The sequence below is a fragment of the Kribbella sp. NPDC004536 genome (assembly GCF_042873835.1).
Classification (GTDB): Bacteria; Actinomycetota; Actinomycetes; order Propionibacteriales; family Kribbellaceae; genus Kribbella.
This window is the reverse complement of record NZ_JBIALY010000002.1, coordinates 1,060,288-1,082,635: the sequence shown is the minus strand read 5'-3', so window position 1 is coordinate 1,082,635 and position 22,348 is coordinate 1,060,288. Positions and strand designations below refer to the sequence as shown.

The 22,348-nt window shown below is 69.9% G+C and carries 20 protein-coding genes; 11 read left to right on the top strand and 9 right to left on the bottom strand.

The window, feature by feature from the left end:
- The first annotated feature begins 119 nt into the window (after nucleotides 1–119).
- The 7 genes from ACFYRU_RS19955 to ACFYRU_RS19925 all read left to right on the top strand — a co-directional run bounded on the left by ACFYRU_RS19955 (nucleotide 120) and on the right by ACFYRU_RS19925 (nucleotide 7,925).
- Nucleotides 120–629 (top strand): GNAT family N-acetyltransferase, encoded by a 510-nt coding sequence (locus ACFYRU_RS19955; protein WP_387660833.1) that lies wholly within the window; start codon nucleotides 120–122, stop codon nucleotides 627–629.
- Between the two features lie 89 nt (nucleotides 630–718).
- A complete protein-coding gene (locus tag ACFYRU_RS19950; RefSeq protein WP_387660830.1) occupies nucleotides 719–2,407 on the top strand; it encodes an ABC transporter substrate-binding protein in 1,689 nt (562 codons plus the stop codon).
- Entirely contained in the window at nucleotides 2,404–3,357 is a 954-nt protein-coding gene (locus tag ACFYRU_RS19945; RefSeq protein WP_387660827.1) for an ABC transporter permease, read from the top strand. The genes ACFYRU_RS19950 and ACFYRU_RS19945 overlap by 4 nt, the downstream gene beginning before the upstream one ends.
- Nucleotides 3,357–4,235: an ABC transporter permease gene (locus ACFYRU_RS19940; RefSeq protein ID WP_387660824.1), complete on the top strand. Its 879-nt coding sequence runs from the start codon at nucleotides 3,357–3,359 to the stop codon at nucleotides 4,233–4,235. The genes ACFYRU_RS19945 and ACFYRU_RS19940 overlap by 1 nt, the downstream gene beginning before the upstream one ends.
- Nucleotides 4,232–5,200: an ABC transporter ATP-binding protein gene (locus ACFYRU_RS19935; protein WP_387660821.1), complete on the top strand. Its 969-nt coding sequence runs from the start codon at nucleotides 4,232–4,234 to the stop codon at nucleotides 5,198–5,200. Before ACFYRU_RS19940 ends, ACFYRU_RS19935 begins: the two co-directional genes overlap by 4 nt.
- Nucleotides 5,200–6,177 carry an ABC transporter ATP-binding protein gene (locus tag ACFYRU_RS19930; protein ID WP_387660818.1) on the top strand — a complete coding sequence of 326 codons (978 nt, stop codon included), beginning with the start codon at nucleotides 5,200–5,202 and terminating at the stop codon, nucleotides 6,175–6,177. Before ACFYRU_RS19935 ends, ACFYRU_RS19930 begins: the two co-directional genes overlap by 1 nt.
- Nucleotides 6,174–7,925: a gamma-glutamyltransferase family protein gene (locus tag ACFYRU_RS19925; protein WP_387660815.1), complete on the top strand. Its 1,752-nt coding sequence runs from the start codon at nucleotides 6,174–6,176 to the stop codon at nucleotides 7,923–7,925. Before ACFYRU_RS19930 ends, ACFYRU_RS19925 begins: the two co-directional genes overlap by 4 nt.
- Before the next feature lie 51 nt (nucleotides 7,926–7,976).
- Here the strand turns inward: ACFYRU_RS19925 and ACFYRU_RS19920 are convergent, their stop codons facing one another.
- A complete protein-coding gene (locus ACFYRU_RS19920; protein ID WP_387660813.1) occupies nucleotides 7,977–8,642 on the bottom strand; it encodes a GntR family transcriptional regulator in 666 nt (221 codons plus the stop codon).
- Between the two features lie 90 nt (nucleotides 8,643–8,732).
- On the opposite strand from ACFYRU_RS19920, the gene ACFYRU_RS19915 reads away from it, so the two are divergent.
- Complete coding sequence (locus ACFYRU_RS19915; RefSeq protein WP_387660810.1) at nucleotides 8,733–9,593, top strand: GNAT family N-acetyltransferase; 861 nt, start codon at nucleotides 8,733–8,735, stop codon at nucleotides 9,591–9,593.
- A gap of 3 nt (nucleotides 9,594–9,596) precedes the next feature.
- On the opposite strand, the gene ACFYRU_RS19910 is transcribed toward ACFYRU_RS19915, so the two are convergent.
- Nucleotides 9,597–11,363: a M1 family metallopeptidase gene (locus tag ACFYRU_RS19910; RefSeq protein WP_387660807.1), complete on the bottom strand. Its 1,767-nt coding sequence runs from the start codon at nucleotides 11,361–11,363 to the stop codon at nucleotides 9,597–9,599.
- Nucleotides 11,364–11,491: 128 nt separating this feature from the next.
- On the opposite strand from ACFYRU_RS19910, the gene ACFYRU_RS19905 reads away from it, so the two are divergent.
- The gene (locus ACFYRU_RS19905; protein ID WP_387660804.1) at nucleotides 11,492–13,045 is read left to right on the top strand and encodes an adenylate/guanylate cyclase domain-containing protein; all 1,554 of its coding nucleotides are present in this window, start codon (nucleotides 11,492–11,494) and stop codon (nucleotides 13,043–13,045) included.
- Here the strand turns inward: ACFYRU_RS19905 and ACFYRU_RS19900 are convergent.
- From ACFYRU_RS19900 to ACFYRU_RS19890, 3 genes are read right to left on the bottom strand one after another with little or no spacing between them, the layout of a single operon-like run.
- A complete protein-coding gene (locus ACFYRU_RS19900; protein ID WP_387660802.1) occupies nucleotides 12,996–13,751 on the bottom strand; it encodes a TioE family transcriptional regulator in 756 nt (251 codons plus the stop codon). The two genes, ACFYRU_RS19905 and ACFYRU_RS19900, sit on opposite strands and share 50 nt — an antisense overlap.
- Entirely contained in the window at nucleotides 13,732–14,466 is a 735-nt protein-coding gene (locus ACFYRU_RS19895) for an SDR family NAD(P)-dependent oxidoreductase (protein ID WP_387660799.1), read from the bottom strand. Before ACFYRU_RS19895 ends, ACFYRU_RS19900 begins: the two co-directional genes overlap by 20 nt.
- 24 nt (nucleotides 14,467–14,490) lie before the next feature.
- Complete coding sequence (locus ACFYRU_RS19890) at nucleotides 14,491–15,276, bottom strand: GNAT family N-acetyltransferase (protein ID WP_387660797.1); 786 nt, start codon at nucleotides 15,274–15,276, stop codon at nucleotides 14,491–14,493.
- A 74-nt stretch (nucleotides 15,277–15,350) separates the two neighbouring features.
- Here ACFYRU_RS19890 and ACFYRU_RS19885 point away from each other — a divergent pair, with 74 nt between their 5' ends.
- Nucleotides 15,351–16,151: an ArsR/SmtB family transcription factor gene (locus ACFYRU_RS19885; RefSeq protein ID WP_387660795.1), complete on the top strand. Its 801-nt coding sequence runs from the start codon at nucleotides 15,351–15,353 to the stop codon at nucleotides 16,149–16,151.
- Here ACFYRU_RS19885 and ACFYRU_RS19880 read toward each other — a convergent pair.
- From ACFYRU_RS19880 to ACFYRU_RS19870, 3 genes are all read right to left on the bottom strand, one after another.
- A complete protein-coding gene (locus ACFYRU_RS19880) occupies nucleotides 16,128–18,254 on the bottom strand; it encodes a RecQ family ATP-dependent DNA helicase (RefSeq protein WP_387660792.1) in 2,127 nt (708 codons plus the stop codon). The genes ACFYRU_RS19885 and ACFYRU_RS19880 overlap by 24 nt on opposite strands.
- Nucleotides 18,255–18,320: 66 nt before the next feature.
- The gene (gene soxR, locus ACFYRU_RS19875) at nucleotides 18,321–18,800 is read right to left on the bottom strand and encodes a redox-sensitive transcriptional activator SoxR (protein WP_387660790.1); all 480 of its coding nucleotides are present in this window, start codon (nucleotides 18,798–18,800) and stop codon (nucleotides 18,321–18,323) included.
- A gap of 47 nt (nucleotides 18,801–18,847) precedes the next feature.
- Nucleotides 18,848–20,122 (bottom strand): MFS transporter, encoded by a 1,275-nt coding sequence (locus ACFYRU_RS19870; RefSeq protein ID WP_387660787.1) that lies wholly within the window; start codon nucleotides 20,120–20,122, stop codon nucleotides 18,848–18,850.
- Nucleotides 20,123–20,192: 70 nt separating this feature from the next.
- Between ACFYRU_RS19870 and ACFYRU_RS19865 the strand changes: the two genes are divergently transcribed.
- Nucleotides 20,193–21,173: a GlxA family transcriptional regulator gene (locus ACFYRU_RS19865; RefSeq protein ID WP_387660783.1), complete on the top strand. Its 981-nt coding sequence runs from the start codon at nucleotides 20,193–20,195 to the stop codon at nucleotides 21,171–21,173.
- On the opposite strand, the gene ACFYRU_RS19860 is transcribed toward ACFYRU_RS19865, so the two are convergent.
- Nucleotides 21,170–22,297 carry a M24 family metallopeptidase gene (locus tag ACFYRU_RS19860; RefSeq protein WP_387660781.1) on the bottom strand — a complete coding sequence of 376 codons (1,128 nt, stop codon included), beginning with the start codon at nucleotides 22,295–22,297 and terminating at the stop codon, nucleotides 21,170–21,172. The two genes, ACFYRU_RS19865 and ACFYRU_RS19860, sit on opposite strands and share 4 nt — an antisense overlap.
- Between the last annotated feature and the right edge of the window lie 51 nt (nucleotides 22,298–22,348).

Below are 22,348 nucleotides of genomic sequence, written 5' to 3'. Positions count from 1 at the left end.
GGTCCGACTTCGGAGCAGGAGGTGAGTTGATGACCGCGCGATCGAGCGCTGCCGCCCGTCCGGCAGTGCTGAAAAGAGTGCAAACGGTCATCTCCTCAACTCTCTGAAAGGGACCTCCGTTGTCCAACTCCTGGAACACCCGGGTGGAGATCGCGTCGGACGTCGAGACCCTCCGTGACCTCACCCGCGACGCGTTCGGCCGGCAGTTCGAGGTCGACTTCCTCGACGCACACCGGGCCGAGCCGAAGGCCTGGCTCCCCGGGTCGATGTTCGTTGCCACCGGCCCCGATGATCGACCGGTCGCGTACGCGTTGCTCACCCGCTGTCACGTCGGCGACGTACCGATCCTGTCGCTCGGCCCGGTCGCCGCGCTGCCGGCGTACCAGCGGCAGGGCGCCGGTGGTGCCGCCGTCCGGGCGGCGCTGGCTGCGGCGCGCGAGCGGACCGAGCCGGCGGTTGTCGTGCTCGGCCACGACACGTACTACCCGCGCTTCGGTTTCCGGCAGGCGACCGAGTTCGGCATCCATCACCCGCAGTACGACGGGCCGCACCTGATGGCGCTCGCGCTCGGCGACGCCGCCGTCCCGGCCGGCACCCTCACCTACCCGGTGGTGTTGACCGAGTCGTAAAAGGTTCGGACAAACTCGCCGAATCACTTGCGCACGCACCTTGTATACATGAAACAGTCGACAGTAATCCGCCTACACAGGAGTTAGCGATGACTCGTCGACGCGCAAGGAACCGATTCGTCCGCCGGAACCTGAGCTCCGTCCTAACAGCGAGGGCCGGCGCGGCCGTGGCCGTGCTGGCTCTCGCAGCGGTGGTCGGGTGCTCACCGGTCGAACCGGCCGGTGGTGACACCAGCTCCTCGAAAGCGCCGACGGGCCAGGACGCGTTCGGCGCAGCGGCCGACCCTGCGCAGGTCAAGCAGGGCGGCACGTTGACGGTCGCGCTCTCCGCCGACCCGGACAAGCTCGACCCGACGCTGTCCCGCAGCCTGTACTCGCGCTACGTCTTCCACACGATGTGCGAGAAGCTGTACGACCTCGGCCCGGACGCGAAGGTGGTGCCCCAGCTCGCGACCGCGCTGCCGACCGTCTCGGCCGACGGGCTCAGCCTGACGATCCCGCTCAAGCAGGGCGTGAAGTTCGCCGACGGCGGTACGTTCGACTCGAACGCGGTGAAGGTCTCGCTGAACCGGGACCTGACGCTGGCCGGCTCCGCCCGCAAGAGCGAGCTCGGCCCGATCACCTCGATCGACACACCGAACCCGAACACCGTCGTGATCAAGCTGTCGAAGCCGTTCGCGCCGCTGACGGCCGCGCTCGCCGACCGGGCCGGCATGGTGCTGAGCCCGGCCGCGGTCGCGAAGCTCGGCGCGAACTTCTCCAACGCACCGGTGTGCGTCGGCCCGTTCAAGTTCGCCAGCCGGGTCGCGCAGAACTCGATCAAGGTGGTGAAGGACCCGCAGTACTACGACGCCGCCAAGGTGCACCTGGACGCGATCGAGTACCGGATCATCACCGAGTCCAGCATCCGCTCCGCGAACCTCAAGTCCGGTGACGCCCAGGTCGCGGATTCGCTGTCCACGCAGGACGCACCGGCCTTGCAGAGCGACAGCAGCGTCACCGTACTGCAGTCCCAGTCGCTCGGGTACCAGGGCCTGACCGTCAACATCGGCAATGCGAACGGCGTCGGCAATCCGCTGAAGCAGCTCGACACCCCGATCGCGAAGGATCCGCGGGTCCGGCAGGCGCTGGCGTTGTCGATCGACCGCGACGCGCTGGTCAAGTCGATCTTCAACGGCCTGAACACGGTCGCGTGCTCGCCGATCTCGCCGAAGAGCGAGTTCACCTCCGACGCGGCGCAGGTCTGCCCCGCGCACGATCCGGCGAAAGCGAAGCAGTTGCTGGCCGACGCCGGCGTGAGTACGCCGTACAAGGTCGAGATGATCACGTCGAACAACCCGGACAGCCTGCGGCTCGCGCAAGCACTGCAGGGGATGGTGAAGGAGGGCGGGTTCGACCTGGTCATCAAGCCGGTCGAGTACGCCGCTCTGCTCGACCAGCAGGACCGTGGCGACTTCGAGCTCCTGCAGCTCGGCTGGTCCGGCCGCGTCGACCCGGACGCGAACATCTACAACTTCGTCGGCACCACCGGCAGCCAGAACGTCTCCGGCTACAGCAGCACGGGCGTCGACAAGCTCCTCACCGACGCGCGCGAGTCCACCGACCAGGCCGAGCGGGTGAAGCTGTACGGCGAGGTCGTCGGCAAGCTGCAGCAGGACGATCCGATCATCTACCTGTACCGCCAGCGCAACCTGACCGGTGTCTCGAAGAAGCTGCTCGGCATCCAGGTCTACCCCGACGGGGTGATCCGGACGGCCTTCGCAGGGTTCGCCAAGTGAGGCGGTACCTGCTCAACCGGCTCTGGCAGTCCGCGGTCACGCTCGTGCTCGCGACGATCGTCGTGTTCGTCGGAGTACGCGCGCTGCCCGGCGATCCCGCGCTGGCGCTGGCCGGTGAGGACCGGGATCCGGAGTCGTTGCGGGCGATCCGGCAGCAGTACGGCCTCGACCAGTCGTGGCTCGTACAGTTCTGGCAGTTCGTGAGTCATGCCGCGCGTGGTGATCTCGGCCGGTCGATCCGGACCGGTACGCCGGTCCGGTCGATGATCGTCAGCGCCCTCCCGGTGACGATCGAGCTGTCCGTGCTGGCGATCCTGATCGCGAGCGTGATCGGCGTCGGCGCCGGCGTGCTGGCCGCGGTACGGCGCGGGCGTCCGGCGGAGTGGGCCGCGAACGCACTCGCCCTGCTCGGCCTGTCGGTGCCGCACTTCTGGCTCGGGCTGATGGCGATCCTGTACCTGTCGGTTGCCCTCGGCCTCTTTCCCGCGTCGGGCTTCGTGCCGTTCTTCAGCAACCCGATCGCGAACCTGCACCACCTGATCCTGCCGTCGATGATCCTCGGCACAGGACTGGCGGCGGTGATCATGCGGCAAACCAGGTCGTCCATGCTCGACGCGTTGTCCGCCGACTACGTCCGGACCGCGGAGGCGAAAGGGCTGCCACCGAGGGCGGTCGTCGGGAAACATGCCCTGCGCAACAGTCTGATCGTGGTGGTGACGATCGTCGGTCTGCAGCTCGGCGCGCTGATCTCCGGCGCCGTCGTGACCGAGCGGATCTTCGCGCTGCCGGGCTTCGGGAAGCTGACCGTCGACGCCGTCTTCCAGCGCGACTACCCGGTCATCCAGGCGGTCGTCCTCGTCACCGCGACGGCGTACATCGTCATCAACCTGGTGGTCGACCTGCTGTACTCGATCATCGACCCGCGCATCCGGGTCCGAGGGGAGGCGTGATGGCGGTAGCCGAGGCGGTGACCGCCGCACCACTGCGCAGCAATCGCCGGCGGGTGGTTCGCCGGATCGTCCACAACCCGCTCGCCCTGACCGGGCTCGCGGTGCTGGCGATCGCGGTGCTCCTCGCCGTCTTCGCGAACTGGCTCGCGCCGCACGAGCCGACGCAGAACCACCTGGACCGCGCATTCGCCCCGCCGGGTACGGCCGGGTACCTGCTCGGCACCGACGACCTCGGCCGCGACGTGCTGTCCCGGATCATGTTCGGCCTGCGCGCCTCGTTGCACGTCGGCATCCTGGCGGTGGCGTTCTCGCTCGTGGTCGGCGTACCGCTCGGGCTGATCGCCGGGTACTTCCGGACCGTCGACGCGCTGATCTCCCGGCTGACCGATCTGGTGCTCGCTTTCCCGTTCCTGATCCTCGCAGTCGGGCTGGCCGCGATCCGTGGCGCCAGCCTCGGCAACGCGGCGATCGCGATCGGGATCGCGCAGATCCCCGGCATGATCCGGATCGTCCGGTCCGAGACGCTCCGGCTGAAGTCGCTCGACTTCGTCGCGGCCGCGATCGTCGAGGGCGCCGGGGACGCTTGGGTGCTGGGCCGGCACATCCTGCCGAACGCAGGCTCCGCGATCATCGTGCAAGCAACCGTCGGCATCCCGGCCGCCATCCTCGGCGAGGCGGTGCTGTCGTTCCTCGGCCTCGGCATCCAGCCGCCGGCGCCGAGCCTCGGCACGATGCTCGCCGACGCCCAGCAGTTCGCGTCCCGGGCGCCGTGGGCCGCGGTGATGCCCGGGGTCGCGATCATGTTGCTCACGTTGGCGTTCAACATCGTCGGCGACAGCCTGCGGGACGCCCTCGACCCGAAGGCGAGCCGCCGATGAAACCTGTGCTGGCACTGAAGGATCTGAGCGTCACGTTCCGGACCGAGGACGGTCTCCTGTCGGCGGTCGACCGGATCAGCCTCGAGGTCGGCGACGGCGAGGTGCTGGCCGTCGTCGGGGAGTCCGGCTGCGGCAAGAGCGTCACCGCGATGAGCATCGCCGGTCTGCTCCCCCGTACCGCGACCGTCACCGGCTCGGTCGAGCTCGGCGGCACGGAACTGATCGGCGCCGACAAGCGCACCCTGCGATCGATCCGTGGCCGCGAGGTCGCGTACATCTTCCAGGAACCGATGACCTCGCTGAACCCGGTCTTCACCGTCGGCCACCAGATCAGCGAGGTACTCCGTACGCACATCGGCCTGAACCGCCAGGCCGCGCACGCCCGCGCGATCGAGCTGCTCGAACTCGTCGGCATCCCGTCGGCCGAACGGCGCGTCGGCGACTACCCGCACCAGCTGTCCGGCGGCATGCGGCAGCGGGTGATGATCGCGATGGCGGTCGCCTGCGACCCTAAGGTGCTGATCGCCGACGAGCCGACGACAGCTCTGGACGTCACGATCCAGGCCGGCATTCTCGACGTACTGCGTGGACTCCGCGAACGGCTCGGTACCAGCATCGTCCTGATCACGCACGACCTCGGCGTCGTCGCAGACCTCGCCGACCGGGTCGCGGTCATGTACGCGGGGCGCGTCGTCGAGACGGCCGAGGTCCACGAGTTGTTCGCCCACCCGCGGCACCCGTACACGACCGGCCTGCTCGGCGCCTCCCCCGCAGCTGCCCGGTACGCGGAATCCCAACGGCTGAACGAGATTCCCGGCCTCGTACCGGTCCTCACCGAACAGCCCGACGCGTGTACGTTCGCCGACCGCTGCCCCCGCGTACTCGACACCTGTACGACGTCCCAGCCGACCCTGACCGATGGACCACATCGAGTCGCCTGCTGGAACGTCGGAGTGGAGGTCTGATGGATGCCCTGGAAGTCGACGACCTCGTCATGCACTTCGGTCCGGTCCGTGCCGTCGACGGCGTCACGCTGCGGATCCGGGAAGGGTCAGTGGTCGCGCTCGTCGGCGAGAGCGGCTCCGGCAAGTCGACCGTCGGGCGCTGCGTCGTCCGGCTCCTCGAACCGACCGGCGGCACCGTCCGGATCGCCGGCGCCGACATCACGCACCTCAGCCGCCGCCGGCTGCGGCCGCATCGTCGCGACGTGTCGATCGTGTTCCAGGACCCGGCCGGCTCGCTCAACCCGCGGTTGTCGGTCGGCGACATCGTCGGCGAACCGCTCCGGCTGATGCGCCGCAAGGACATCCCGGCGAAGGTCGCCGAGGCGCTGCGCCGCGTCGGCCTCCGGCCCGAGGTCGCCCAGCGGGCACCGCACGAACTGTCCGGAGGTCAGCGCCAGCGGGTCAGCATCGCCCGTGCGCTGATCTCCGAACCACGCCTGCTCGTCGCGGACGAGCCGACGAGCGCGCTCGACGTCTCGGTCCAGGCCGCCGTACTGAACCTGCTCGCCGATCTGCAGCGGGACCTGGGATTCGCGTGCCTGTTCATCACGCACGACCTGTCCGCGGTCGAGTACCTGGCCGACGAGGTCGCGGTGATGTACCTGGGCCAACTCGTCGAGCAAGGACCCCGGGAGCGGATCTTCGCGAAGCCGGCCCACCCGTACACGCAGGCATTGCTGTCCGCCGCGCCCGTCCCCGATCCGGCCGAGCAGCGCGCCCGGCGGCCCGTCCTGCTCGGCGACGACCTGCCGTCGGCGATCGACCCGCCGGCCGGATGCCGCTTCCACACCAGGTGCCCGGTCGCGGTGGCCACCTGCCGGACCGTCGTACCGGAACCCCGCGTGATCGGCGAAGGTGGACACCAGGTGGCCTGTCACCTCGTGACCGACGACGGAGCCGGACCAGACGTACGGACTACAGAAGGAGTCGCAAAATGACGTTCACCACCCGGCCGACGCTGCGCGGTACGTTCGGGATGGTCTCGTCCACGCACTGGCTGGCGTCCCAGTCGGCGATGCGGATCCTCGAGCTCGGCGGGAACGCGTTCGACGCGGGCGCCGCGGCCGGGTTCGTGCTGCACGTGGTCGAGCCGCACCTCAACGGTCCGGGCGGCGAGGTACCGGCGATCATCGCCACCGCGGACAACCCGGCGCCACGGGTGCTCTGCGGACAGGGCGTCGCGCCGGCCGGGGCTACGATCGAGCACTACCGGGAGCTCGGGCTGACGCTCGTACCGGGGTCGGGACCGCTCGCGGCGACGGTTCCCGGTGCGGTGGACGCGTGGCTGTTGCTGTTGCGCGATCACGGGACGCTGCCGTTGAGCGTCGTACTCGAGCCTGCCATCGAGTACGCGCGGAACGGGCATCCCCTCGTACCGCGCGTGGCCGACACGATCGCCACCGTGCAGGAGTTGTTCGAGGAGCATTGGCCTACGTCGGCGGCGCTGTGGTTGCAGGGCGGGCGGCCGGTGTCGGGACGGTTCCGGAACGAGGCGTACGCCGGGACGCTGGAGCGGCTGGTCCGCGAGGCCGGCGAGGGCGATCGGCAGGAGCAGCTCGAGCGGGCACGACGGGCGTGGCGGGAAGGGTTCGTCGCCGAAGCGGTCGACGGGTTCTCGAAGTTGCCGCACCGGGATTCGAGCGGGGCGGACCACGGCGGGCTGATCACCGGCGCTGACATGGCTGCGTTCGAGGCGAGTTGGGAGGACGCGGCGACGTACGACTGGAACGGGTACACGGTCGCGAAGACCGGGCCCTGGGGTCAGGGACCGGGGCTGTTGCAGTCGCTCGCGGTACTGGCGGCGCTGGGCGAGGTGGATCTCGACAGCGCCGAGGGTGTGCACACGACGGTCGAGGTGATGAAGCTGTCGTACGCGGACCGCGAGGCGTGGTACGGCGACGCCGCCGACGTGCCGCTGGCGACGCTCCTCTCCTCCGCGTATGCGGCCGAGCGGGCGAAGCTGGTCGGGGCGGACGCGTCGCTGGAGCTTCGCCCGGGGTCGCCCGACGGTCGTACGCCCGTTCTGCCTTCGATTGCTACAGGCAACGAAACCGGCGATGCGACGACCGGCGAGCCGACGGTGTCCGCGGTCGGCGAGACGCGCGGCGACACCTGTCACGTCGACGTGGTGGACCGCTGGGGCAACATGATCTCGGCGACACCGAGTGGCGGGTGGTTGCAGTCCTCGCCGACGATTCCGGAGCTCGGGTTCTGTCTCGGCTCGCGCGCCCAGATGTTCTGGCTCGAGGAGGGTCTGCCCGCGTCCCTCGCGCCCGGTAAGCGACCGCGGACCACGCTGACGCCGACGCTGGTGCTCCGCGACAGCGAGCCGGTGATGGCGTGCGGCTCACCTGGCGGTGATCAGCAGGACCAGTGGCAACTGTTGTTCCTGCTGAGGCATCTCGGCGCGGGGGCGGATCTGCAGGAGGCGATCGACGCCCCGGCGTGGCACACGACCAGCTTCCCGTCGTCGTTCTACCCGCGGGCGACCGAGCCGGGTGGGCTGGTCATCGAGAGCCGGGTCGGCGCGAACATCCGGGACGAACTGGTACGCCGAGGCCACGTCGTCACCGAGTCGGACCCGTGGAGCCTCGGCCGGCTGTGCGCCGTACGCCGGGAACCCGACGGAGTGCTGGCGGCCGCCGCCAACCCCCGCGGAATGCAGGGCTACGCGGTAGGCCGCTGACTTGGGTCGGGGAGCATTCCTGCCCCGATTCGGCACACGATCCTCCCCAAGTCACGAGCCGAGCGCGGCCTTCGCCGCGGCTTCGACGTGGCTGCGGGCGGCCTCAGCTGCTGCCTCCGGGTCGCCTGCTTCAATGGCGTCGATCAGGCGCACATGCTCCTCGGACGAGTGCGGAGCGCGCTGGGCGGCCCCGGCTCGGAAGACCCAATGCACGTGGTGGTACATGGCTGCGGACATCGACAGCAGCCAGCGGTTCGCGCTGAGCTCGATCACGGTGCGGTGGAACTCGCTGTTCAGCTCGGCGACCCGGTCGAAGTCCTTGGCCGCGGTCGCCGTGGCTGCCTCGTCGACGAGGGCGCGGAGGGCCGCGATCCCGGCCGGGGTCGCCCGCTCGGCGGCCAGGCCGGCGGCGAGGGTCTCGAGTTGCTCCCGGACGGCGAACAGGTCCCGGACCGCCGTCTCGTCGAGCGTCGCGACCACCGCTCCACGCCGCGGAAGGATCTGCACGAAGCCTTCGGCCTCGACCACGCGGAGCGCCTCGCGGACCGGGTTCCGGGAGACGCCGAAGTCGTCGGCCAGCCGGAGCTCGGTGAGCCGTTCACCTTCGCGGTACTCGCCGTCGACGATCCGGCGGCGAAGCTCCGCCAGGACCTGCTCACGCAGCGCGACATGGTCGGCACCGATCGTACGGATGACCCGTTCCCCGTCCAGCTCCACCCCAGGCTCCTCCCCGCTCGGCTTCGCGCCACGGTAGCGGATAACTGGCGGGCAGGACCGCTGATCCCACGGCCGGGTTATGTTGACGGCTTGAGCATCAGACTGATTCCGCTGACCGATCCCGACTTCCGCCCGTTCAGCCGGCGCATCGCGTGGCTCGCGACGCGGCCCGACGGTACGCCGGTCGGATCCGCGTTCCTGCGCCTGGACAGCCGCCGTACGCACGCCCCCCTCGCCGACTTCGAGCTGAACGTGCACCCGGCCGAACGCCGCCAGGGCATCGGCTCGACGCTGCTCCGCGCGGTCGCGGCCGGCGCGCAGGACCACGACGTACGGACGGTGATCGCCGACGTCGACGTCGCGTCGGTGGGCGACCGGTTCCTGCAGCACCACGGGTTCGAGATCGGGCTGCGGCTGATCTACGCCCGGCTCGACCTCGCCCGGCCGACGCCCGACATACCGGCGGTCGCCGGGTACCGGCTGGTGTCGTGGGACGGCGTCGTACCGGACGAGCTGCTGCAGACGTTCACCGACGCGCGCACCGGGATGGCGGATGCGCCGTCCGGCACGATCGCGGCACCGGTCGACGTGTGGGACAACGAGCGGACCCGGCACGCGGCGCAGGTGATCGAGCAGCGCGGCGAACACCTGTCGGTCGTCGCGGTCCTCGACCACACCGGGCGGATGGCCGGCTTCACCGAGGTCGTCGTACCGGGTGACGGGAAGGGCGACGGCCAGCTGTACGGGACCGCCGTACTTCCCGAACACCGCGGCCGCGGTCTCGCGCTGTGGATGAAGGCCGCCCAGATCCACCAGGTCCGTCACCAGTTCCCCGACCTCGACGGCCTGGTCACCGACACCGTCGACACGAACCACGCGATGCGCCGCACCAACGAACGCCTGGGCTACCGCCCTCACCAACAGGTGAACCGCCGCAAGCTCGACCTGTAAGGCCTACTGGCCCAGGATTTTCTGTACGGCGGCTGTGGTGATGGGGTGGTAGCCGGGGCGGGCCTTGGCGAAGACCTCGGCGGCGAAGGCCCGGTCGGTGCCGGCCAGGGCCTGGTAGACGGGAAGGACGAGCTTCATCCGGCCCACCTTCGTCAGGAACTCCGCCATTTCGGCGTAGGCCGCCTCGTAGCTGCTGGCGGCAACGATCTGGTACCACCGACGGGCGATCTCGCCGTTCGCCGTACCGGTCAGACCGAAGGCACGGTCCAGCTGCTGCAGCAACAGCGGGCTCAGTACGTCGGGCGCCGCGTCGAGGAACCGCAGCCACTCCTGGGTCGTCCACTGCTCCGCGCCCTGGGGCAGCTCCCCCGTCGTCAACCAGGTCGTCCGCGCCTCGTCCACGACCTGGAACCGCGCCGACACCGCACGCTCGGCGAACGCCGGAATGCCCGGCTCGTACAACCACGCGGCCAGCTCGTCGGCCGTCACGACATCGGGATGCGACGCGAGCAGCGTCTCCTGCAGGTGCGCGACGAAGTCGTCGGTGTTGATGCTGCGGAACGCGAACCGGTCGAAGTACCCGCGCAGGAACGGATCGAACACTTCCCGCGTGAACCGCGCCTCCAACCAGGACAGGAACCACGACCCCTTCAGCGGCCCGGTCGAGGTCGTCCCGTGGTACTCGGACCGGTGGTGCAGGCCGGGCAGTTCCACCGCGAGCTCGTCGGGAGTCAGCGGGTCCAGCTTCACCACGGTCGCGTGCTGCTTGATCGCGGTCTCCATCACCGCGAACTCCGTCCCGTACACCGCCTCGACGATCCGGTTCTCGACGTACGAGGTGAAGCCCTCGTTCAGCCAGATGTCGTCCCAGCTGTCCTGCGTGACCAGGTTGCCGGACCAGCTGTGCGCGAGCTCGTGCGCGATCACGCTGACCAGCGACTTGTCGCCGATCACCACGGTCGGCGTCGCGAACGTCATCCGCGGGTTCTCCATCCCGCCGTACGGGAACGACGGCGGCAGCACGAGCAGGTCGTACCGGCCCCAGCGGTACGGGCCGAACAGCTCCTCGGTGACCCGCATCATCTCTTCGGTGTCGGCGAACTCGGTCGCGGCCTTCCGTACCGTCGCGGGCTCGGCCCACACCCCGGAGCGCTCGCCGAGCGGCTCGAACACCAGGTCGCCCGCGGCAATCGCCAGCAGGTACGACGGGATCGGCTCGGGCATCACCACGTCGTACGAGCCGGTGCGGCGGGAGGTCGTACCGTTGTCGGCGCTCATCAGCACCATCAACTCCGGCGGCGCGGTGACGTGCGCGGCGTAGCTGAACCGGACGCTCGGGGTGTCCTGCAGCGGCACCCAGCTCCGCGCGTGGATCGCCTGCGACTGGCTGAACATGAACGGCATCACGCCGCCGGCGGTCATCGCCGGCTCCAGCCACTGCAGCCCGCTCGCGGTCGGCGCGGTCCGGTACTCGACCTTCACCCGCGGATGGCCCGCGGTCGCGATCGTCAGCGCGGAACCCAGCTCCGGATCGGCCGCGGCGAGGCTGTACTCCAACGGCTCCCAGCCGTCCGCGGTCTGCCCTTCGACGCCCAGCACGGTGATGTCCCGGGTGTCCAGCACCAGCCTGTCACCCGGGCCGGACCAGGCCAAGGTATGCGTGGCGGTGCCGGCCAGTACCTGCCGGCCGAAATCGAGCGCGAGGTCGAGCTCGAGGTGGGTAGTCCGAACCAGGGCGGGCTCGGCGTAGGAGTGGCGATCGTGCGTCAAGGGATGCTCCCCGAGTGAGGCGTCCGGGGAACAGTACCCACGTCCCGGCCCGATCGGACGGCCAATCTGGGCCACCCGCACCACCGTGCCAAAACCCGCCCACGCACCTGACTTGGCACACTAGGGGGATGACCCACGGGAATCCGGAGTTGGTGCTGAAACGGCGGCCGTTCGGGTCCTGGTTGCTCGGGCCGGCCGGCCAGAGCCCGAAACGGCTCCGGATCCGGCTGCACGTGCTGATGACCGTGTTCTCGATCGGCACGAATCTGATCGGAGCGTTCGTCGCCTTCGTGCTGGCGGTGTTCGTACTCCCCGGGCCGTCGCTGCTCGACCGGCTCCAGCTGATCGACGCGATCGTCATCCCGCTCTACTTCCTGTTCGCGATGGCGGTCTGCTACGTCTGGAGCAGTCGCCTGGTCCGCCGGGTCACGCGCTGGGTCGACCTGGATCGGCCGGCCACCCGCCGGGAGCAGATCGCCACCCTGCAGCTGCCGCTGTGGCTCACGCTCATCGAGGTGCTGCTCTGGCTGGGCGCCGCCGTGCTGTTCACCGTGATGACGGTGTTCATGCAGCCCGAGAACGCGCTCCGGGTCGCGCTCACGGTGATCGACGCGACGATCATCACGGCCACGGTGTCGTACCTGCTGACCGAGTTCACGCTGCGGCCGATCGCTGCTCTGGCCCTGGCCGATTCGTCGCCGCCGCGTCGGCTGCTGGCAGCCGGACTCAAGGCGCGGACGCTGTTCTTCTGGGCGGTCGGATCGGGCGTGCCGGTGGCGGGCCTGATGCTCGCGGCCGTCCTCGCGCTGATCGAGGGTGATGTCACCTCGACCCGGTTGTCTGTCGTCATCCTTGCCCTGGGCATCGTGGCGCTCGGCAACGGTTGCCTGCTCACCTGGTTGTCGGCCAAGTCCGTCGTGGCGCCGGTGCGGTCCGTGCGGGACGCGCTCAGCCTGATCGGCGAGGGGCGGCTCGACGTCAGCATTCCGGTCTTCGACGGTACCGAACTGGGCTCGCTGCAGGCCGGGTTCAACCGGATGGCCGACGGCCTGCGCGAGCGCGAGCGGATCCGGGACGTGTTCGGGCGGTACGTCGGACCCGGCGTGGTGCAGGAAGCCCTGAGCAGCGACCAGCTCGGCGGTGAGGAGCGGTTCGCGGCGGTGCTGTTCGTCGACCTCGTCGGTTCGACCGAGCTCGCGGCGCAGCGGCCGCCGGCCGAGGTCGTGCAGCTGCTCAACCGGTTCTTCGCGATCGTGGTCGCCGAGGTGGATCGGCAGGGCGGGTTCGTGAACAAGTTCGCCGGTGACGCCGCGCTGGCGATCTTCGGGGCGCCGGTCGAGCTCGCGGATCCGGCGGGTAGCGCGCTGGCCGCGGGACGGGCACTGACCCGGCGGCTGGCCGACGAGTTGCCGGAAGCAACGGCCGGGCTCGGCGTCACCGCCGGCATCGTCGTGGCCGGGACGGTCGGCGACGTACGCCGGCACGAGTACACGGTGATCGGCGATCCGGTGAACGAGGCGGCCCGGCTCAGCGAGCTCGCGAAGACGGCGCCCGGGCGGTTGATCGCCTCGATGAGTGCGGTCGACGAGGCGTCGACGGCGGAGTCGGATCAGTGGCGGCAGAGCGATCTGGTCACGGTGCGGGGACGGTCGGTTCCGACCCGGCTGGCCGTCCCGCAGTGATCAGTTCGTGCAGCAGCGCGGCACCGTAAAGCATGGCCTTGGTCTGGCGGTCGTGGGCGGCCCGGCGTTCGGCGATCGCGTTCCGGAGCGCATCGGTGCTGCCCGTACGTCGTAACCCGTCGAGGACGGGCTTGATCTGCTCGAAGTAGTACCGGCCTTGGCGCAGCATGTGGATGATGCGCGCGTCCCGTACCTGCTCGGGGCCGTACCGGCGGTACTTCGTACCCGGTTCGCGGGTCGGGGCGAGCAGACCGGCCGCCTCCCAGACGCGCAGCGCCGACGGGCGGATGCCCAGGCGGTGCGCCAGCTCCCCCACCAGCAACGACGGCCCGGTCACCGGGTGCTCGTCGACGTACTCGGCGGCCAACGCAGCGAGCGCATCGCTGGCCGCATCCGTCGCTTGCCGTTGCTCGTGGAGGGCTGCGTGGGCAGCGTCGACGAGCCGGTACGCGAGCGCCTCGTCGTCGTTGTGGACGGCGCGCATGATCGCGGACGCGGTCTCGGCGCCGAAGCCGGGGGCCAGCGCGCGGTACGTCAGCAGGGCCTGGACGTGTTCCGGGCCGTACTGGCGATAACCCGTGTCCGAGCGCGGCGCGGGCGGGAGGATCCCGTCGGCCTCGTAGTTGCGGACGAGCTGCGTCGAGACGCCGGCACTGCGCGCCAGGTCGACCGGGCGCAGTCGCTGCTTACCTGCCGCCGGCGACATCGACGCTCGAGCCGGTCATGTACGACGCGCGGTCCGACGCCAGGAACGCGATCACCTCGGCGACCTCCGCCGCCTTGCCCGGGCGGGCCAGCGGCGGCGTCGTACCGATCCGGTCGAGCCGGCCGGGCTCGTGGATGTCGGTCTCGATCAGCCCCGGGCGGACGCCGAGGACGCGGATGCCTTCCTTCGCGACCTCGTTGCCCAGGCCGATCGTCAACGCGTCGACGGCCGCCTTGCTCGCCGCGTAGTCGACGTACTCCCCCGCGGACCCGAGCACCGCAGCTCGCGAGGACACGTTGACGATCACGCCGCCGTTCCCGCCGTACGTGGTGGACATCCGCCGGACCGCGGCGCCCGCCACGAGGAACGCGCTGATCGAGTTGATCCGGAACACCCGCTCCAGGCGCTCGGCGTCGTACTCCGCGACCCGACCGGACGGCGAGACCACACCCGCGTTGTTGATCACGGCACCGATCGGGCCGAGGTCGGCCGTCACCGTGTCGAACAGCCGCTCGATCTGGTCCGCCTCGGTGATGTCGGCCTGGACCGCGATCGCGCGCCGGCCCAGCTCCTCGCACGCCTTCACGACCCGCGCGGCCTCGTCCGCCTGCGTACGGTAGTTCACGCCGACGTCCCAGCCGTCCGCCGCGAGTGCGACCGCAGCGGCCGCTCCGATCCCACGACTGCCACCGGTGACCAGCACGACCCGACTCATGCCGTCAGTCTTTCACGCAGTCCTTCACGCGGGCGGGCGGACCACCTGAAGCTGGGTCTCGGTGTCGGCGAAGCCCACCGACCGGTAGATCCGGATCGCCAGGTAGCCGGGATCGGCGACCATCACCAGCTTGTCAGCCTGAGTGAGGCCGTACGTCGACGCGTGGTGGACCAGGGTCCCGGCCAGGCCGCGACCGCGGTCCTCCGGCGAGGTCTGCACGTTCTGGAACCGCGCGAGTCCGTGACCGTCGAAGATCAGCCCGAGCGAACTCTGCAGCCGGTCCCCGTCGAACGCCCCGAACCACTTCCCGTGCCCCGCGTCGACCACGGCCCGCTTCGCGATCAGCTTGCGGCGGGTGAACTCCTTGTAGTCGGCGTCGACCTCCAGCTCCGCGGTCGCGAGGCTCTGCTGGTACAGCTGTTCCCAGTCCGCGTCCGAGGTCAGGAAGCGGTACGTCGCCTGCGTGTTCGGCCGCGGCGGGGGTACGACCCGTTCCGCGGTCATCACCACGCTGGGCTCGATGGTGAGACCCGCGGCGGTCAGCTCGTCGACAGCGCCGACGTCGCCGTCCGTACTGTCGATGCCGAGGGCAACATGCTTCGCGTCCGGGAACTCCCGGTGGAAGTCGGCCAGCCGCAGCTCTGCGTCGTCCGGCGCGAACGGCGTCCGGTACAGCAGGAAGTTGCCCCACCAGAAGCCCGGGTTCTGCGGTGTCCGGACGACGACGTACTCGCCGGTGTCGCGGAACTCGCTGCCGCCCAGCTCGAGCAGCAACAGGTCGGTCCGATAGCCGAGGCTGATGATCTCCACGAGGTCATCACATCACGGTTGACATGCAGCTTCTTGGCTGCCTATTGTGATTATGCAGCCGATTGGCTGCATGAATGATCGGGAGTGCGATGGACGACGAGGTGTTCCGGGCGCTGGCGGATCCGAGCCGGCGCCGGCTGCTCGACCTGCTGAACGCGCGGAACGGGCAGACCCTGCGCGAACTGTGCGCCGAACTGGACATGGCCCGGCAGTCCGTCAGCAAACACCTCGCCGTCCTCGAGAGCGCGAACCTGATCACCACCGTGTGGCGCGGGCGGGAGAAGTTGCACCACCTGAACGCCGAACCGATCAACGCGATCGCGGACCGGTGGATCCATCAGTACGAGCGTCGGCGCGTGCAGCTGTTCGCCGACCTGAAGACGGCTTTGGAGGAACCTGTGAACGACTTCGTCTACACCACCTACATCCGGACCACGCCCGAGCGGCTGTGGCAGGCGTTGACCGATCCGGCCTTCACGAAGGAGTACTGGGGGCTGTACCACGAGACCGACTGGGCGGCCGGGTCCGCGATGGTCTGGCACCAGGGCGACGTCGCGATCGCCGGCCCGGGGCAGGTCGTCGTCGAGCACACGCCGTACACGCGGCTGTCGTACGCCTGGCACCACATCACGCCGGAGTTCGCGAAGGAGGTCGGGTTCGACGAGCAGACGTACGAGCGGGCCAGCACGGAGCCGTTGTCGACGGCAACTTTCGAGCTCGAGCCGGTCGAGGACCAGGTGAAGCTGACCGTGATCCACAGCGGGTTCGAACCGGGCAGCACGATCCGGACCATGATCCAGGACGGCTGGCCGCGGCTGCTCGCGGACCTCAAGTCCCTGGTGGAAACGCCGTCAGGGGCGCTTGTGAATCAGTAGTGGGAGAACTGCCGCCGCGCCGGCTTCGCGGAGTTTGGCCGCGGCGACTGTCACCGGCCACTGGGACGACGTGGCGTCGACCAGGAGCAGGACTGTGCGCGCGGTGACGGCCTGGGCTGTGGTGTTGTCCACGACGATGCCGTCTCGCCAGACCTTGGCCTCCTCGGCTGACGAGAGGTCGTCGGTGTAGCCCGTCCGGTTGACCGACAGCTCGGCGCGGTCCAGCCGGCCGACGCCAGCGACGTGGTCGGCGACCACCGACGTCAGGTCGGAGTGGCCGCCGGCTGCCAGTGGAACGACGACGTCGGGGCGGGCCGACCACGACCCCCGCCAGCGCGACAAGGCCGCGACGGCGCCGGCCTTCAGCGCCTCGACCGCGTCAGGTACCGGCGTACCGTTGAACGCTCCCGCCAGCACCTCACGCCACTCGGGCGCGTCCGCGTACACCACGATCCGCCCGGTCTCGGCGGCCAGCCCGACTGGGATCTTCCCGCGCGGACCGAACGCTCCGCCCGGCCACATCTTGCGCGGCTCGAGGACGTGGACTTCGCCGCGCAGCAGGCGGGTGATCGTCGCGACCGTCTCCGGATCGGGCTCCGCCACCAGCGGGTCGGGCAACGCCCCCAGGCACACCGAGCAGCGGCCGCACGGTTCCGCCGACGGGTCGTCCAGCGACTCCTGCAGCAGTTGCATCAGGCAACGTTCGCCGCGGGTGTAGGCGCGCATGATGTCCGCCTCGCGCCGCCGTACCGACACGATGCCGTCGTAGTGCGCGGCGTCGAACGTCCACTCGGCGCCCATCCGCAACCAGCCACGCTCGACCCGCTCGACCGCGCCGTCGACCGCAAGCTGCTTCAGCATCAGCTCGACCCGCGTCCGGCGCAGCCCGGTCTCGGCCTCCAGCGCGGGAACCGACGCCGGCTCGTCCGGCCCGTACCCGTCCAGCGCCCGCAGCAAGCGCTGCACGTTCTCCGGTACGGGGATGGTCGCGGTCGCGAAGTAGTCCCACACGCCCGAGTCCGCATCCGACGGCAGCAACGCGACCACGGCATGGTCGATCCCACGCCCGGCGCGTCCGACCTGCTGGTAGTACGACACCGGCGACGGCGGTGAGCCGACGTGCACCACGAACCCCAGGTCCGGTTTGTCGTACCCCATCCCCAGTGCGGACGTCGCGATCAGCGCCTTCAACCGGTTGTCCCGCAGCGCGTCCTCGAGGCTCTCCCGCTCCCCCGCCTCCAACTGCCCGGTGTACGCCGCCACGGGCACGTCGCGGCCGTGCACCTCCTGCACCAACGCGGCCAGCCGCTGCGCATCCGCAACGGTCAACGCGTACACGATGCCCGACCCCGGGAGCCGCGGCAGGACGTCGACCACCCACGCGAACCGATCCAGCGGCGACAGCGCGTCCACCACCGCAAGCTGCAGGCTGGACCGCGCCAACGGGCCGCGCAGTACGAGCGTCGAGGCCCCTAGCTGTTTCGCGACGTCGTCTGTCACCCGCGAGTTAGCCGTCGCCGTCGTGGCGAGCACCGGGGTGTCCGGGTTGAGCTTCTGCAGTACGTCCGACACACGCCGGTAGTCCGGCCGGAAGTCGTGCCCCCAGTCCGACACCGCGTGCGCCTCGTCGATCACAAGCAGCCCGATGTTTCCCGCGAGTCCGTCCAGCACCCGCCGCCCGAACCCCGGGTTGGCGAGCCGCTCGGGCGACACCAGCAGTACGTCGATCGCACCGGACCTGAGGTCGTGCTCGATGCTCGACCACGCGTCGACGTTGTTCGAGTTCAACGTCGCGGCACGCAGCCCCGCCCGGCTCGCGGCCGCGACCTGATCTCTCATCAACGACAACAGGGGCGAGACGACAAGCGTCGGACCGAACCCTTCCGCGCGGCGGATCGCCGTGGCCGCCCAGTACACCGCGGACTTGCCCCAGCCGGTCGCCTGCACGACGAGCACACGCGCGGCCGCCTCGCACAGCGCCGCGACCGCGGTCTCCTGATCTGCCCGCAACCGCGCGTCATCGCCCGCGATCGCGCGGATCACGTCCGCCGCGACCTTCGCGCGGTCATCGGTCAGCGTCACCATCGAGTCGGTCTCACCCATGCCCAAGACCCTAGACGCCACCACCCCCAACGCGCTCGCCGCCGGAGGCTCCCTGTGGATAACCGGTCAGGCGCACTTGCCGGGGTGGCAGGGTTCGCCGGTCGCCGCGACCAGGCGGCGCGGACCGGGGCCGGCCGCGGCGAGGGTGTCGTGCGGGTTGGCCAGAGCGCAGCGGTCGATGGACAGGCAGCCGCAGCCGACGCAGTCCTTGAAGTCGTCGCGGAGTTGTTCGAGGTGGACGATCCGCCGGTCGAGCTCGGCCTGCCAGCACTCCGAGATGCGCTCCCAGTCCGTGCGCGTCGGCGTCCGGTTCTCGGGCAGCAGCTTGAGGATCGCGGCGACCTCGGCGAGCGGGATGCCGACCCGTTGCGCGATCCGTACCAGCGCCACCCGCCGCAACGTGTCGCGCTTGTAGCGGCGCTGGTTCCCGGACGTACGGCGGCTCAGGATCAACCCCTGCCGCTCGTAGAAGTGCAGGGCCGAGATCGCGACGCCACTGCGCTGCGACAGCTGCCCGACCGTCAACTCACCCGGCTCGATCTCCATCGCCCTGTCCTTCCAACCTCAACTTAAATCGAGGCTAGCGGACGAGGTCACGCAGGCACGAGCCGGCGTCCGATGCTCGCGGACATCAACGCGGCCGCGGCGCACAACCCGCCGGCCAGGTACCACGCCAGGTTGTAGCTGCCCTGAGCATCCCGGATCGCACCGGCGCCGGTCGCGGCGAGCGCGGCACCGACCTGGTGCGACGCGAACACCCAGCCGAACACGATCGGCCCGTCCTGCCCGAACCACTCCCGGCACAGCGCGACCGTCGGCGGGACCGTAGCGACCCAGTCGAGCCCGTAGAAGATGATGAACACCCACGTGCTGGGCGCAGCGGTCGGACCGAGCAGCGAAGGCAGCACCAGCAGCGACAGGCCGCGCAGCGTGTAGTACGCGATCAACAGATACCGCGGGTCCCACCGGTCGGTCAGATACCCGGAGAAGATCGTCCCGCCGACGTCGAACACCCCGACCAGCGCCAGCAGTGACGCCGCGGTCGTCGCAGGCATGCCATGGTCATGAGCAGCCGTCACGAAATGCGTACCGACAAGACCGTTGGTCGACGCGCCACAGATCGCGAAGCCCCCCGCCAGCAACCAGAACGCCGGTCGTCGCGCTGCCATCGTCAGAGCGTTCAGGGCCCGCTTGGCGCTACTCCCGGTCGTTTCCACGCGCTGCCCTGCGGTACTGCCCTCCGGAGCACCGTACGCACGCAGCCCGACGTCACTCGGGTAGTCCCGCAGGAAGAGCAACACCAGCGGTACGACGGCCAGCGCAGCGCCGGCTGCCACGAGTGCAGGGACGCGCCAGCCGTACTTGGAAGCCAGCGACGCGATGAGCGGCAAGAAGATCAGCTGACCGGTCGCGCCTGCCGCGGTGAGGATCCCTGTCACCAGACCGCGGCGGTGTACGAACCAGCGGCCGGTGATGGTCGCGACGAACGTCATCGACATCGACCCGGTACCAACTCCGACCAGGAGCCCCCAGCAGAGCAGCAACTGCCACGACGAGGTCATGAACACCGTCAGCCCGCTGCCGAGCGCGATCAGCACCAGCGCCCCGCTGACCACCTTCCGCAGCCCCAACCGGTCCATCAGCGCGGCCGCGAACGGCGAGATGCCGCCGAACAGCAGCAGGTTGATCGACACCGCCGTCGAGATCGTCGCGTGCGACCACCCGAACTCCTCGTGCAACGGATCGAGCAGCACACTCGGTACCGACCGGAAGCCGGCCGCTCCGATCAGCGTCACGAACCCGACCACCGCGACCGCCCAGGCCAGATGCACCCGGGGAGCCTTCTTCGTCTCCACAATCTGCGTCACCGGACCAGGGTGCCGGTTCGACGCTCATCGAACTAGTGGCCAGACAGACAACATGTGTCAAGATATGGCCATGAGTCGACATCTGACTGTCGTCGGACCGCACGTGGTCGCCGTGCTCGCGCTGGAACCGGTCGTCGGCTTCGACCTGACCATCCCGCCGACCGTGCTCGGTGCCGCGACCAAGGCCGACGGTACGAAGCTGTACGACGTCCGCGTCTGCGGCCTCGGCGGACCGGTCCGCACGGGCGCCGGTTTCACGCTCACGCCGGACCACGGCCCCGAGGCCCTCTCCGAGGCGGACACCGTGATCGTCCCCGGCACCTACATCCCCCAGCCGCGGCACGAAGGCACCCTGCCCGACGACCTCGCCGCCGCGCTCGCGACCATCCGGCCCGGCACCCGGGTGGCGTCGATCTGCACCGGCGCGTTCGTGCTCGGCGCCGCCGGGTACTTCGACAACCATCCCGCGACCACGCACTGGCGGCGGGCGGAGCTGTTTCGCAGCGTCTATCCCCAGGTGAAGCTCGAGGAGGACCGGCTGTTCATCGACGACGGCGACGTCCTCAGTTCCGCCGGGCTCGCGGCCGGTATCGACCTCTGCCTGCACCTGATCCGGCGGGACTTCGGCAGTGAGGTGGCGAACCGTGCGGCGCGGTACTGCGTCGTCGCACCGTGGCGGGACGGCGGCCAGTCGCAGTTCATCGAACGCGCCGTACCCGAAGAAGCCAGTGAGGGTACGGCGCCGACGCGGGCGTGGGCGCTGCGGCAGCTCGACCAGGAGATCAGCCTGGCCGCGATGGCGGAGCACGCGCGGATGAGCGTGCGGACGTTCAGCCGTCGGTTCAAGGCCGAGACCGGTCAGTCGCCGGGCACGTGGTTGCTGCAGCAGCGTGTGCGGCACGCCTGCCACCTGTTGGAGACGACCGACCTCTCCGTCGACAGGGTTGCCGAGGAGGCCGGCCTGGGTACGGCGGCCTCCCTGCGGCACCACTTGCGGTCGGAACTGGGCGTGTCGCCACTGGCGTACCGCAAGACGTTCCGGGCCGGCTAGAGGATCACCAGGTCGTGCGGCCGGTTGTTCATCGACTCCACACCGTCCGCGGTAACCACCACGATGTCCTCGATGCGCGCGCCCCAGCGACCGGCCTGGTAGATGCCTGGCTCCACGCTGAACGCCATGCCGGGCTCCAGCAGAACGGTGTTACCCGCGACGATGTACGGGTCCTCGTGGACGTCCAGCCCGATCCCGTGACCAGTGCGGTGGATGAAGAAGTCACCGAGTCCGGCCGCCGCAATCACGTCCCGAGCCGCCGCGTCGATCGTCTCCGCAGTCACGCCAGGACGTACTGCGTCCACAGCGGCCTGCTGCGCCTCCTGTAGTACGGCATACGTTGCGGCGACGTCAGCGTCCCGCGGCGTGCCGACGGCGTACGTCCGGGTGGAGTCCGAGTTGTAGCCCTCGGCAACGGGTCCGCCGATGTCGACGACAACCACGTCGCCGACCTCGACCACCCGGTCGGACAGCGCGTGGTGCGGGCTGGCGCCGTTCGGGCCGCTGCCGACGATGACGAAGTCCGCCTCGGTGTGGCCCTCCTCGACGATCGCTGCGGCGATGTCCTCGCCGACCTCGGCCTCGGTCCGGCCCGGGCGCAGCCATTCGCCGACGCGGGCGTGAACGCGGTCGATTGCTGCGCCGGCCTTGCGGAGGGCATCGAGCTCGGCGGCGTCCTTGCGCATCCGAAGTTCGCGGACGATCGGTCCGGCCACTACCTGCTCGGCCTTCGGGAGTGCGTCGCGGAGACCGAGCACGTGCAGCGCCGGGGTGAAGTCGCTGACCGCGACCCGGTCAGCGCCGCGCAGCCGGTCCGCGGCCAGACCGTACGGGTCGACGCCGTCCACCCAGGTGACGACCTCGACCCCGAGCTCGTCCAGCGGGAGGGCACCGTACCCAGGCGCTTCGAGCTTCGGTACGACGAGCGCCGGGGCACCGTCGGCGGGGATCACCAGGGCGGTCAGGCGTTCGAACGAGCCACCAGGCTGACCGATGAGGTAGCGCAGGTCGGAGCCCGGCGCGATCACCAGACCGGCCCCGGCCGCGACCTCGCGGGCACGGTCCAGACGGGCTCGAAGTACGGCGGCATCAGGGAAAGGTGGAAGTGCTGAGCGACGGGCCATACGCAGACTCTAAAACTGTCGGAAGGGCTTGCTACAACTGGGTTTCGCTTC

Bases quoted from the DNA above. Each gene is read 5' to 3' on its own strand.
- ACFYRU_RS19940 (WP_387660824.1), top strand. From the start codon at position 3,357: ATGGCGGTAGCCGAGGCGGTGACCGCCGCACCACTGCGCAGCAATCGC.
- ACFYRU_RS19900 (WP_387660802.1), bottom strand. From the start codon at position 13,751: ATGTCGCCGGCGGCAGGTAAGCAGCGACTGCGCCCGGTCGACCTGGCG.
- ACFYRU_RS19925 (WP_387660815.1), top strand. From the start codon at position 6,174: ATGACGTTCACCACCCGGCCGACGCTGCGCGGTACGTTCGGGATGGTC.
- ACFYRU_RS19905 (WP_387660804.1), top strand. From the start codon at position 11,492: ATGACCCACGGGAATCCGGAGTTGGTGCTGAAACGGCGGCCGTTCGGG.
- ACFYRU_RS19860 (WP_387660781.1), bottom strand. From the start codon at position 22,297: ATGGCCCGTCGCTCAGCACTTCCACCTTTCCCTGATGCCGCCGTACTT.
- ACFYRU_RS19935 (WP_387660821.1), top strand. From the start codon at position 4,232: ATGAAACCTGTGCTGGCACTGAAGGATCTGAGCGTCACGTTCCGGACC.
- ACFYRU_RS19880 (WP_387660792.1), bottom strand. From the start codon at position 18,254: ATGGGTGAGACCGACTCGATGGTGACGCTGACCGATGACCGCGCGAAG.
- ACFYRU_RS19950 (WP_387660830.1), top strand. From the start codon at position 719: ATGACTCGTCGACGCGCAAGGAACCGATTCGTCCGCCGGAACCTGAGC.
- ACFYRU_RS19930 (WP_387660818.1), top strand. From the start codon at position 5,200: ATGGATGCCCTGGAAGTCGACGACCTCGTCATGCACTTCGGTCCGGTC.
- ACFYRU_RS19865 (WP_387660783.1), top strand. From the start codon at position 20,193: ATGAGTCGACATCTGACTGTCGTCGGACCGCACGTGGTCGCCGTGCTC.
- ACFYRU_RS19895 (WP_387660799.1), bottom strand. From the start codon at position 14,466: ATGAGTCGGGTCGTGCTGGTCACCGGTGGCAGTCGTGGGATCGGAGCG.
- ACFYRU_RS19885 (WP_387660795.1), top strand. From the start codon at position 15,351: ATGATCGGGAGTGCGATGGACGACGAGGTGTTCCGGGCGCTGGCGGAT.
- soxR (WP_387660790.1), bottom strand. From the start codon at position 18,800: ATGGAGATCGAGCCGGGTGAGTTGACGGTCGGGCAGCTGTCGCAGCGC.